The 11,713-nt window shown below is 43.2% G+C and carries 8 protein-coding genes and 2 pseudogenes; 2 read left to right on the forward strand and 8 right to left on the reverse strand.

The window, feature by feature from the left end; translation table 11 throughout:
* Positions 1 to 116 precede the first annotated feature (116 nt).
* The 7 genes from ABGT88_RS01860 to ABGT88_RS01890 all read right to left on the reverse strand — a co-directional run bounded on the left by ABGT88_RS01860 (position 117) and on the right by ABGT88_RS01890 (position 8,219).
* Positions 117 to 1,520 (reverse strand): mobilization protein, encoded by a 1,404-nt coding sequence (locus ABGT88_RS01860; RefSeq protein WP_346694575.1) that lies wholly within the window; start codon positions 1,518 to 1,520, stop codon positions 117 to 119.
* A gap of 224 nt (positions 1,521 to 1,744) precedes the next feature.
* Complete coding sequence (locus ABGT88_RS01865; protein ID WP_346694573.1) at positions 1,745 to 2,704, reverse strand: toprim domain-containing protein; 960 nt, start codon at positions 2,702 to 2,704, stop codon at positions 1,745 to 1,747.
* A 216-nt stretch (positions 2,705 to 2,920) separates the two neighbouring features.
* Positions 2,921 to 3,997: an AAA family ATPase gene (locus ABGT88_RS01870; RefSeq protein ID WP_122330702.1), complete on the reverse strand. Its 1,077-nt coding sequence runs from the start codon at positions 3,995 to 3,997 to the stop codon at positions 2,921 to 2,923.
* A 14-nt stretch (positions 3,998 to 4,011) separates the two neighbouring features.
* Complete coding sequence (locus ABGT88_RS01875) at positions 4,012 to 4,320, reverse strand: DUF3853 family protein (protein WP_007842330.1); 309 nt, start codon at positions 4,318 to 4,320, stop codon at positions 4,012 to 4,014.
* A 223-nt stretch (positions 4,321 to 4,543) separates the two neighbouring features.
* Positions 4,544 to 5,563, reverse strand: coding sequence for a hypothetical protein (locus ABGT88_RS01880; RefSeq protein ID WP_072545214.1), 1,020 nt, complete (start codon positions 5,561 to 5,563; stop codon positions 4,544 to 4,546).
* A gap of 7 nt (positions 5,564 to 5,570) precedes the next feature.
* Entirely contained in the window at positions 5,571 to 6,869 is a 1,299-nt protein-coding gene (locus ABGT88_RS01885) for a PDDEXK nuclease domain-containing protein (protein ID WP_346696565.1), read from the reverse strand.
* A gap of 69 nt (positions 6,870 to 6,938) precedes the next feature.
* On the reverse strand, positions 6,939 to 8,219 hold the full coding sequence (locus tag ABGT88_RS01890; protein WP_346696567.1) for a phage integrase SAM-like domain-containing protein: 1,281 nt from the start codon (positions 8,217 to 8,219) through the stop codon (positions 6,939 to 6,941).
* A 443-nt stretch (positions 8,220 to 8,662) separates the two neighbouring features.
* Here ABGT88_RS01890 and ABGT88_RS01895 point away from each other — a divergent pair.
* Positions 8,663 to 9,694: pseudogene (locus tag ABGT88_RS01895) on the forward strand (site-specific integrase); the annotation flags it as partial.
* A gap of 251 nt (positions 9,695 to 9,945) precedes the next feature.
* On the opposite strand, the pseudogene ABGT88_RS01900 reads toward ABGT88_RS01895, so the two are convergent.
* A pseudogene (locus tag ABGT88_RS01900) lies at positions 9,946 to 10,901 on the reverse strand (IS1595 family transposase).
* 183 nt (positions 10,902 to 11,084) lie between these two features.
* On the opposite strand from ABGT88_RS01900, the gene ABGT88_RS01905 reads away from it, so the two are divergent.
* Positions 11,085 to 11,711 carry a hypothetical protein gene (locus ABGT88_RS01905; protein ID WP_022083692.1) on the forward strand — a complete coding sequence of 209 codons (627 nt, stop codon included), beginning with the start codon at positions 11,085 to 11,087 and terminating at the stop codon, positions 11,709 to 11,711.
* The last annotated feature ends 2 nt before the right edge of the window (positions 11,712 to 11,713 follow it).

The following is an 11,713-nucleotide window of genomic DNA, read 5'->3' on the forward strand; positions in this document are numbered from 1 at the left end:
TTTAGTGAATATAGTAATTTGTTACATTATATATTACAAAATATTGTTATTCATAACCTCAAACAAATACGGCAACAAAAATACTACTTTTTCATATGATACAATATAAGCAACTATTAAAACTTCAATCCTCTGCTTTTTCTTGCCTCTTCATCGGATTGTCGCAAACCTCGTCTTAACTTTTCCCATTGTTCCTTGAACCATTCGCTTATTGGCTGCCTGTTTATTGTCAGCACCAATTTATTATCATCAATTGAACTTTTCTCAACTCTGAAAATATTGTTTTTGATGTCAAACCTCCGCCTGTGTTCATCAGAATAAATTTTGCCACTACATTGTATGGCTTCTTTCTTTGTCAAAAGTCTGTCAATCATATCTTTAGTAAATCCGATGGCAGCGCACAATTTTTCCATTCTCAGCATCTCTTTAAGCATCGGAAACCACTTGAAAGCCTTTTCAAGCAGGATATTCAGCCGTGATATTTCCTTGTCTCTGGCTTCAAGCTCCCGATTATGTATTCCTTGAAGATTGCGTATCTGCTTGCCATGCTGCTCTTGCATGAGTTGCATTTGAACTTTCAAGTCATCAATTCCTTTGTCCCTCTTGGCAATTTCCCGATGCAGTTCTTCATTGGACTGTTCCAGTTTCTTCATTTTCCCGCTGCCGAAAAGAGAACCCACTCCGCTTACTATGACCGTAGCGGCATCGGTGGCTGCACCTTTGAGCTTGTCCGTGCGTATCTCCGATTTCACTTGACGGAGTTCCTGTTCGGCAAGATTTATCTGTTCTTCTTTGTGCCGCTTTGCAGCATCCATGCGTTGCAGTTCGGCTTTCTGCTTCTCAATGATAAAATCGTTCCGTTCCAGATGTTCCTTGCCTGTTACAGCCTTTGACTGTCCACGCTCCATCAGCAGAATGTTGGATGCCAAACTCTGCATCTCAGTCATATCCTCATCATTGAGTTTACGGCTCTTGCCTGTATCGTGGTTCATCCAGTCGAATACGATATGGGCATGGTAATTCGGTTTGAACCACCTTTCGCCTACTTGGAAACTCTCCCTGTCCTCCGGGTCAGGCTGTCCGTTCAGCCAATGCCCTTCGTCCTTGTGCAGGAAGATTTGCAGCGGTGTGATACCCCAACGTCTTTGACACTCTTTACCGAATTTACACACGTCTGCCAATGTCGTATCCGCTCTGATGAGCAATACTCCCTCACGGATTGGTGAGCATCCAGCTACTTTTATAATCTTCCCATTCTTTCCCTTGCGTTCACGCTCCTTTTCTTGCATCGCTCGTCCGGTCTTTTCTTTGACCATCCGTTTGATGTTTTCATAGTGCACCTGCAGATCAGGACTGCCAAAGTTCGGGTTTATCCACTGCTCGTTATCGGCAGTAAGTTCGGGCACGATGTAGATTTGAGATTTGCCGATATTGCGCATATACTCGGCAGTTCTCCGGTTATGAGCCCCGCTTGATGTAACTCTGCAGGGCTTGATATGTATGCTTGACTTTGTTGCCATATTCTTAAATTTTGATTCGGATTGTTGATAAAATATTCTGTTGTCTGCTCATTGCCGCACAGGGTTCTTAGGGGTGTAACCCATAAGCGGAGATTGCAAAGAGAGGGTCACTCTTTGCTCGGGGTTCTCAGGGGAGAAACGCCCTGAGTGGGTCATTAGGGCAAAGCCCTAATCCCCTCGGGAGAGCCCACAACTACGTAAGCGAAGCGTGTAGTTATAGTGGGCTATAACCGGAAGCCTTTCGGTTTCTTGGATAGCGTATCATTCCTCTTTTTGACAGATTGCGATTGCTCTTTCCTATCGGCTATTCGTTTCTGTAAATATTCGTTCAGATCTTTACATCCACTGTAGATTTGCGAGGCGTCACGTATATACCGAGTAGCATCATACTCCTTTCGGATTTGCTGTACTGCTTCCATTCCTGCACGGTCATTGTCAAAGAAACAGTGGATGCGCTCATAGCTTCCCAACGTATAGAGTGCCTTGGGAACATTGGCTACGGAATTAAGAACCATGTAATCCTGTCTGTCGAAGTCGGGTGATTGCGGACAGCTTTCCAGCTTTAAGGAAAGAAAGGAAAGGTAATCCATAAATCCCTCAAAAACGTAACATCTACTCCTTGGCTTTCCTGACTGTCTGATATGGGATATTTCTTTCGGTGCGATACATCCCTTGAAATATCGGTTGCGAATTTCATATCCGCCCGATATGTTCGGAAAGGCAATGGCGAAATACCGTTTGCCGTTGTGGGTGAAACGGGCTTCCTTACATTCTCTTTTCGCCAGTGCCGTGTTTATCCCTCTTTCCTGTAGGTAGGCAAGCAGGGCAGGAGAAGCCAGCTGTACAATGTCCAATTGCTGAAAACTCGGTTCGGAAAATGATTGCTTGCCAAAAGAGAAAGATATGGGACGTATGTGTGGTGTCTGCTCCTCAATTTTCTGTAGAAGATAAGGCACATAATCGGAACAGTAGAGTTCCTCTGCCAGTGCGATGATATTTCCACCTTTACCGATTGCAAAATCATACCATTGGTTGCGTTCGGTATTTACTTTGAACGAGGGTTTTGTCTCTTCCCGTAACGGGGATTTATACCACAAGTTGATACCTTGCTGTTTGACGGGAGAATGTCCCAAGCTGTACAGAAAATCCGCTATCCTGATTTGTTTTGCTGTCTGTATATCCATAATAAGATGAGTATTTGAATAATGGTTGGAATATTTATTTCTCTTTTCGCCCGTACCTTTTTATGAAGTACGGTCTGTATAATCACTTCACTTTATTTTCGTATATATAGGATACGGTAATAAAGTGAAGCGGTTTTACATTTTCTGCAATCGCTTCGCTTTATCCTTAATATATAGACCAGCCGAATAAAGTGAAGTGGTTACAGGTTAGACGGTCTAATAGTGAAAGTCCGGCTTGAACGTGTATTTCCTGCCGTTCTCCTGTACTATCATCCGTTTGTTCCGGAGCATGGTAATAAGTGATACCGCCTTTTGATGGTTCAGTTTTACACCTACCGACATATATGCCTTGACTAAGGCGGTTTCCAGATCCTTGTAGCCGTATTCCTCTTTCAGCCCGAAAGCCGCTTCCAATGCTATACGGTGCTGCTGTTCGGTAATATGCCTGTAAGGGTCGAACTTTTCCTCTTCCGGTCTTCCGGGTTTCTTCGCTTCTGGTCTGTACCCCTCTATGAGTTCAGGCAATGCATTGTCGTTGATACGGAATGCGAAAGGCTCAAAATCCATTGCACGGATGTGCATGGCTGAAACATTGCTTATGTCTCCGTTGCCCTTATCCTTTTCCACAAGAAGCACGGTTTCCGCCTTGTTGTTCAGCTCCGTACCGATATGACCTCTTGCGTTTTCATCGCCTTTGTTCTGGTGGAGTATCGTATGGATATGTATCTGCCTGTCATCCGTCCACTGCATCAGCTTGGATATGATGCGTGTCGATTCTCCCGGACTGTTGATGTCATATACCATATCACGGATGCCGTCTATGACTACAAGCCCTATGTCCGGTGTATTATAGATAGCCTGTTCGACAATCCTGATACGCTGTTCGGGTGTGTATTTCCTCAAAGCGAGAAACTCCAAATGTTCATAGTCCCTGTCATCAGAAAGACCAGCCAGTCGTAAAATACGTTTCATAACTTTCAGACAGTGATAAGGGCTTTGTTCCGTGTCCACATAAAGAATCTTTCTTTTTTCTTCCGGTAGTTCCGCAACATACCGCAGTACCGTACCGTTTTTCAATGCGGCGGCTACGATAGCCGATACATTGAAAGTCTTTTTACTCTTGGCTTTGCCGATGGATGCACTGAAATTGCCCAGTGTACCAATGACCGAACCTTGCACTTTTAGAATCTCAGGTGCTTTCTCGTAGATTTTCGACAGGCTCAGGCGTGAAGCTTGCCAAAGGATTATTGCCTGTTCTGCCGAAATCTCCTTTATTTCTTTCATATAGTCCATAAGCATACCTCCCATTATTTCCGTCCTCCTGTTTTCTTCCCGGCAAGTTCAAGAGCCAATTCTGCATCTACGATAATCTTGCGCCCTATCTGGGTAATAGCCTTGTCTATCTTACCGCTTTTCTTTATGCGGTTGGCAGTGGGCAGACTGCACCCGAACAGTTTGGCTATACCGAGTATTCCGTACACATACTTCTTTTCCGTGTCTGTAACGGGTTGCGGCAATGCTTCGGCCTGACCTGAAGCGTGCTTACTCAGGAATATGAATTCTTCTCCTGTCATCTGCCAGACGGGTTTTGATAATAATTCTTGGATATTTGTCATCGTCCAATCTATTTAGTCGTTAAACAATCAGCCCTGCGCACTGGCTGCTATTTCTGTTCTCGAACGATGCAAAATTAGGTAGGGTTATGAGTGGTAAGGATGGGGATGATATAAACCGAATATCATTGTATCTTATTGAATGTCAGAAAATAAAAATACCACTCAAAAATTATTTTGAGTGGTAAAAGTGGAACTTTCGTAAAGTATCAGGATATATCACGGATTATCTGAATATATGTTCCATTTCCTTGGCGAATTTCTGGTTGCTGTCACTTGGAAAATCAGAAACCGGCTCCTTGTATTTGGATTTGTAGTAGCTGTCGTCAATATCCAGCAATTCCAGTATTCCGGCCTTCCATTTGTCCTTGTCCTGCTTGGAGAGTTTCTCGCCCATCAGGAATATCAGATAGCATACACGGATTTTCTCTCTCGGTTTGATTCTCAACTTGCAGTTGCAGGGTTGCAGGTTCATATTGGCATAGAAATCCAGTGCGGAAATTTCCTCGAACTGTTCTCCAACACATACCTCATGAATGAGCGAAAGCAATTTCATGCTGAAATATTCTTGTTGTCCGTCCGTCGTTTCCTGCTGGCTGATGGGGTTGCCCGGCTCGTCCTGTCGTTTCCCGTCAGGAATGTATTTTTTCAATATGTCCAGAAAAAGGCGGCTTTGGCGGTATATGTCCGTACAACGGTTCTTCATATATTGGAACGCCTCTTTCCTTGCAGCCTTTTGCTGGTCATAGAGTTCGTTCAGTATGGCTCTTTCCTTGTCATATTCAGCCTTGCAGCGTTCATATTCTTTCTCCGCCTGCTTTTCCTCTTCGGCGGTATGTTCCCTATAGCCAATGGAATCATACTTGTTGTTGGCTTCATTCAGCGGCTTGCTCAGACTTCTTGTAACATCCAGTTGGGCTTTAATTTCAGGGGAATACCTTTCCATGTGCTGATAGCAAACACGTTCTATCACACTGTCACTTATGGGGTGCGTTTCATAAGACTGTATGCTCTTTTCTATTTCGGTTCTCAGGCTGCTGAGTATCAAGGTGTATTGTTCTTTTTGCCTGTCAAGCACCAGTTCAAGGATAGCGGCTTCAAAAGACTTTGTGTCACTATACTGCCGATAGAAATCCGAAATGAATTTCTGCCTGTCAAAAGAGAAAACGTGATTGTCTATATAGTCCCTGTATATTCTGTTGAGTTCTCCGTACCGGGGGATTATCGTCTGTATCTTGTCTGCCATAGGTGTCTTACTTTTGTTTGTTCTTTTCATTGTCAAGAAGCATCGTCAGTTCTTCTTCCACCTGTTCTATGCTCGGCAATGCCGATTTCAGGTTCTCTGGTACGGCCTTGCTGAGTTGGTAGTCACTGATGCCGATAGGCTGGTCATAGCCTGTCAGTGCATACTGCGCAACAATCTCATCCTTGCCCTTGCACAGCAGCAGCCCGATGGTCTTGTTGTCATTTTCTCCCCTCAGTTTGTCGTCCACCACATTGATGTAGAAATTCAACTGTCCGGCGTATTCCGGTTTGAACGGGGTGGCTTTCAGTTCCACAACCACGTATGCATGGAGCTTGATATTGTACAGAATCAGGTCGGCATAGAAATCGCTGTCGCCAATCTGGAAATGCTTCTGCCTTGCGACAAAGGCGAATCCGTTGCCCATTTCCAAAAGATAACGGGTAACGTGCTTCACCAGTTGTTCCTCTATGTCCCTTTCGTCCGCACGTTCTTTGGCTCCCGCCAAGTCAAAGATATACGGGTCTTTCAACAGGTAGTTGGCAAGGTCGCTTTGGGGCGCAGGAAGCGTGGCGGTAAAATTATTGACCTTGTGGCTGTTGACTTGCCGTTCAAACAATTTGCTTTCAATCTGCATTTTAAGAGTATTGCTGCTCCAGCCCATTTCCACGGATTGCTTCATATACCAGTAATCGACACCCAACGGAAGGGAACTGTTCAGCAGAATCACATGGCTTGCCCAATTGATTTTTGCAACAGGTGATGCCAGGAACAGTTTTTCTATGTCCTCAATCGCTATTTGGTAAGCGGCAGCGACTGTTTGGGCTACATCCTGAATTTGTGCAAGAGGTTCTTGCACAATTGCAACTTCCTTGTTGTCTGAGGATTGAATTTGCGCAAGAGGCTCTTGCGTAAATGACACATTGTTCAGGCTTTGAAGTTCATCCGTGATTTTCTGCACACTTGGAGCAAGTAATTTCACATCGGTTTCTATGAAACTCCGTAATGCGCCCAATGGATAGGAGCGTGCGAACTGGCACATATAAGCCAAGTTCCTGACCGAATACCCTTTCTTTTCGGGATAATTGAACCGTATCGCCTGCGCCAGTCTCTTGATGACCTTGCCGCCCCAACCTTGCAGTTTCTGGTGGTATAAAATGTAATTACCCATCTTCCAGTAATGGAACAGCATCTGCGCATTGGCGGCACTGATGAGCCGGACTTGCGCCTGCTCTATTTCCGAGCCGATGGCATTGACGAAAGCCTCGAAACTTCTTTTTTCTATATTGTTGTTATCGTTGTTGCTCATTGTTGTATGTATTGAAAGTTACAAAGATAAGCCCAATAACAGGCATACCGTGAAACTTGCTGATTGTTTTTATAGTTGGTTGAATTTATTCATTGCATTTGCCTTAATGTCATCTGCGATGTCAATGTAAGGTTTCATGGCTTTATAATCGCTGTGTCCTGTCCATTTCATTACGACCTGTGCCGGAATACCGAGAGCCAGTGCATTACAGATGAATGTCCTTCTTCCTGCGTGTGTGCTAAGCAATGCATATTTCGGTGTAACTTCATCTATACGTTCATTCCCTTTATAGTAGGTTTCTCGTATAGGTTCGTTGATCTCTGCAAGTTCACCCAGTTCCTTCAGGTAATCGTTCATTTTCTGATTACTGATAACGGGCAGTGCCATGTGGTTTTCAAAATGGATGTCCTTGTATTTTTCAAGTATGGCTTTACTGTACTTGTTCAGTTCAATACTCAGACTGTCTGCCGTTTTAACGGTGGTAACTTCTATGTGGTCGGACTTGACATCACTTCGTTTTAGGTTACGAACATCTGAATAACGCAGACTGGTAAAGCAACAGAACAGAAAAACATCCCGGACACGTTCCAGATATTGTTTGTCTTTGGGTATCTGATAGTCTTTCAGTCTATTCAATTCGTCCCATGTCAGAAAGATTACTTTCTTTGAGGTGGTCTTCAATTTCGGTTTAAATGTATCGTATGCAATGTTTTGATTATATCCCTTTTTGAAGCTCCATCGCAGGAACCATTTGAGAAATCCTATCTGTTTGCCGATGGTACTGTTTCTCATGTCTTTTTTGTCACGCAGGAAGTTTACATACTCGTTTAGTCCGAACTCATCGAAATACTCAAAAGTCACATTTTCTTTGAACTCTTTCAGGTGATTTTTTACGGCTGCAAATTTTTCGTATGTGGATTCAGTCCAGTTATTCTGATTGCCACATTCCTTAACGAACTCATCGAATACCTCCCAAAAACTTATCTTTACGTCTTCCTGGTCTTCACTTGTATCTTTCATCCGCAGGTTGAATGCGTCCTTTAATTGTTGAGTAGTGGGCATAGTTTCCTGTACCTCAAATTCTTTGAATACGTTTTGAATTTCGGTATAGTATTTCAGGAGATCGGCATTGATTTCGGATGCACTTTGCTTTAATTTGTTGGTACATCCGTTCTTTACTCGCTGCTTGTCAGCATCCCACTTGGCTACATCAATGCGGTAACCCGTTGTAAATTCAATACGCTGGCTTGCGTATATGACGCGCATACGGATGGGAACATTCTCCACGATTGGCACACCGTTCTTTTTCCGGCTTTCCAATGCAAAAATGATGTTTCGTTTGATATTCATAATTGGGTGCGTTTGAAATTCTACACCCAAATATACACCCAATATTTGGAATGGCAAAAGATATTCAGAAAGATTTAGATTTACTACACACTCCAAATAGTGAGTGATTATCAATAGTTTGCAATTTTATGATATTTCTTGAACATGTAGGTTCGAGAGCCTGTCTCTCCGCTGAACGTTACGGACAAAACCGGACAACGAACAGACAAGTCCCACAAATTCAATGATTTGTGGGACTTTTTTATCCCCTTGTGTCTGCCTTAAAGTACATTTTTTCGCCCCTAAAAGACAAGGTTTCTAACCTAACTCGTACCCCCGACAAACAAAATCAAAAAGGGGGTACAGATAGTCGGAAATTGGCGAACTTCTGTCGGTGTTTGGCGAGCCTGCATAAAACTCATTTTTAAGCATTTACAGTATTTTTGTAACTAAAAAGTGAGTATATGAAATCGACATTCAACATTTGCTTTTACGCAAAGAAAGACAAGCAGAAAGCGGGCGGTGCGTACCCCCTTTTCGCCCGTATCACAGTGGACGGTGTGGCAAGCCGTTTTAATACTAAATTGGACGTGTTGCCTGAAATGTGGGACGGTAAGGCTGGCAAGGCTATCGGACGCACAGCGGAAGCCGGACGTATCAACCGTATGTTAAGCGATATAAACGCATCGCTGAACACCATCTACCACGAAATGCAGCGGCGTGATAATTACGTTACTGCCGAGAAAGTTAAAAACGAGTTTTTGGGACACAGCGAGAACCACGAAACCATCCTTACCTTGTTCCAAAAGCACAATGAGGACGTGAAACAGCTTGTTGGCATATCCAAGACGATAGCGACCTACCGCAAGTATGAGGTTACACGCCGTCACCTTGCGGAGTTTATACAGAGTAAATATAACCTTTCTGATATTTCCATCCGGGAAATAACCCCGATGTTCATTACCGATTTCGAGTTATATTTGCGTACAGCCTGCAAGTGCGGTTACAACACCACCGCCAAGTTCATGCAGTTTTTCAAGCGCATCATCATCATAGCCCGAAACAATGGCATACTGGACAAAGACCCGTTCGCCAGCTATAAAATCCGGCTGGAAAAAGTGGACAGGGGCTATTTGACGGAAGACGAGATAAAAATCATCCTCAAAAAGAAAATGGCTTCCGAGCGTTTGGAACACGTCAGGGACTTGTTCATCTTTTCCTGTTTCTGCGGTCTGGCTTACAGTGATGTTGCCAACCTGCGGCAAGAGAATATCCGAAAGTCATTTGACGGTAATCTGTGGATAATGACGAAGCGGCAAAAGACCAACACGGACGTGAATGTTCCCCTGTTGGATATTCCCAAAATGATATTGAAGAAATACAAAGGCAAGCTGCCGGACGGAAAGATATTACCTATAATCAGCAACCAAAAGCTGAATGCCTACCTGAAAGAGATTGCCGATGTGTGCGGGATTAAAAAGAACCTCACATTCCACTGCTTAAGACATTGCATATTTTCTTATTCACTGGAAACAAGAATTTTACAAAAACAAACTTTTAGATAGGTAACGATTTAGAAACGAGAAAAGCTCTATATTCTGTTATGTTTTGCTCATTATATCAAAAGAACGCTATCTACGGCCCTAAAGTACAAAAATAATACTAGTCTACAAAATCTTATTATTACATTTCAATTAAAACTAAGGTGCTGGCATAAAAGATTATATGAATGTCCGCAAGTTGCCAATCAATAAATTCGATGTTTAAAGTTCGCCCTATACGTACATGCGCAAAGTTCGAGCCTGTCAAAGAGTCTGAAGCCCAAATACCTTCTGTTGAACTTATAACAGAACTCGTTAAGGTAGAGTTGCAGGAACTCTGCTTTTATGTCATGGTACGTGTCCAGTATGCTCCTTTTGGCATTGCTGATGGCAATGTGCACCCAAGGCAGAACTTTCCCGACACTCTTTTTGTCATCCGCAACTACGGCATGGTGGGAGGTTGTCACTCCGTCCTTTTCAAGAGCGGCATAACTGCTGAACCCGTCCGTGGTCACATCGGCGTTTCCGTCCGTCCCCGTCTTTATCTTGCCCGTGATGGTGGAAGCCTTAAAATCGCCGATGACCAGCATCTTTATTTTATATGCCCGACAGTTTTGGGCGTACTGTACTTTCTGGCAGGAGGCGTAGCGGACCGGCTGCTTTCGGCCATGACAAGGACGGAAGTCTTGCGCTGGCTTCCACGCCCTCGCTTCAGCGGACAGTTCTTCTGGTCTTCAGGAGTTTCGGTGGAAAAGAAGCCCTCGTCCACTTCCATATCCCCATGAAGGGCGTAAAGGCTGTCGCGCCTGCCCATCACATCGCGCAGCTTATGCACCATTTCCCATACGGGTTGGTAACGCTTGCGGCCGAGCTGGCGCTGTATCTCCTTTGCCGATATGGCACGCCTGGTAGCCGTCAGCAGGAACATGGCCGCAAACCAATCACGCACAGGAAGATGGCTGCCTTGCATGACCGTGCCCGAACGAAGATGCATCTCATGTTTGCAATCCATGCAAGTCCAGGACTTATGGCTCGGATTCCAGCTCAGGCGCAAACCGCCGCACTGGCTGCAGAACAGACCGTGGTGTTCACGGAAACTACGCAATGCAGCCTCGCAGGAGGCCTCGTCTGGGTATTGACGGTAAAAATCAAGCAGGGTCATATCATATACGTTTTTATTGTCCATACATCTCGCATCAAGCATAAAGTGTTCCAATACACGCCTATCGGACATCTTGGCGGTTTAAACTTTGCTAATTTGGGAACATGCGGACATTCATTAAAGATTAATAGTTATAATATCTGATATTGAATTTGTTTGAGTATCTTTGCAAAAAGATTAAATATGAAGAAATACATCATATCAGGTATAGTTGGAGCAGCGGTTGTTATATTAGTAATCGTTGTCATAACTTCATTTGTAACACCAATAAATTATGCTCCAATATATTTATTAAATCCAGAAAAAGCATTAACTTATAATGATTCTTTGGTAATAGATAGTATTAAATGTGCACATATTGAAGTTTTAAGAGATTTGGAATCAAAAGGGGTATTATTGAATCCTAGTGAATATACATCACATATTACAGATTATTATAACTCATTGATAACAATCCTATTAGGATTATTTGCTATATTCACCTTTGGAACAATCTACTCGATTAAATCTGCATCAAAAAAAGAAATAGATGATATAAAAACAGATATAGAGAATCATAAAGTACGTACAAATGCAGAATTAAAGCAAAACATAGTGGGAGCACTGAGTGAACTTATGCGAGATTCAATATCTTTTAAAGATACATGTATTAATGCTTTGTATGGAAGAATTGAAGATGAAATATTAAGACACGAGGATAAGGAAGCCATAGATAATAGAATTCTAAAACTTGAGAGTGATATGAAACTACTCTTTGAAGCATATGATAATTTAGAAGAAGAAAAATCATCTAACCAAGAAATAGAATAGCT

This window comes from Barnesiella sp. An22, assembly GCF_963931395.1.
GTDB classification, from domain to species: Bacteria; Bacteroidota; Bacteroidia; order Bacteroidales; family Barnesiellaceae; genus Barnesiella; species Barnesiella merdigallinarum.

What these genes read in the sequence shown, in the direction of transcription:
- ABGT88_RS01880 (WP_072545214.1), bottom strand. Translation starts at nt 5,563, where the DNA reads ATGGCAGACAAGATACAGACGATAATCCCCCGGTACGGAGAACTCAAC.
- ABGT88_RS01890 (WP_346696567.1), bottom strand. Translation starts at nt 8,219, where the DNA reads ATGAATATCAAACGAAACATCATTTTTGCATTGGAAAGCCGGAAAAAG.
- ABGT88_RS01885 (WP_346696565.1), bottom strand. Translation starts at nt 6,869, where the DNA reads ATGAGCAACAACGATAACAACAATATAGAAAAAAGAAGTTTCGAGGCT.
- ABGT88_RS01870 (WP_122330702.1), bottom strand. Translation starts at nt 3,997, where the DNA reads ATGGACTATATGAAAGAAATAAAGGAGATTTCGGCAGAACAGGCAATA.
- ABGT88_RS01905 (WP_022083692.1), top strand. Translation starts at nt 11,085, where the DNA reads ATGAAGAAATACATCATATCAGGTATAGTTGGAGCAGCGGTTGTTATA.
- ABGT88_RS01860 (WP_346694575.1), bottom strand. Translation starts at nt 1,520, where the DNA reads ATGGCAACAAAGTCAAGCATACATATCAAGCCCTGCAGAGTTACATCA.
- ABGT88_RS01865 (WP_346694573.1), bottom strand. Translation starts at nt 2,704, where the DNA reads ATGGATATACAGACAGCAAAACAAATCAGGATAGCGGATTTTCTGTAC.
- ABGT88_RS01875 (WP_007842330.1), bottom strand. Translation starts at nt 4,320, where the DNA reads ATGACAAATATCCAAGAATTATTATCAAAACCCGTCTGGCAGATGACA.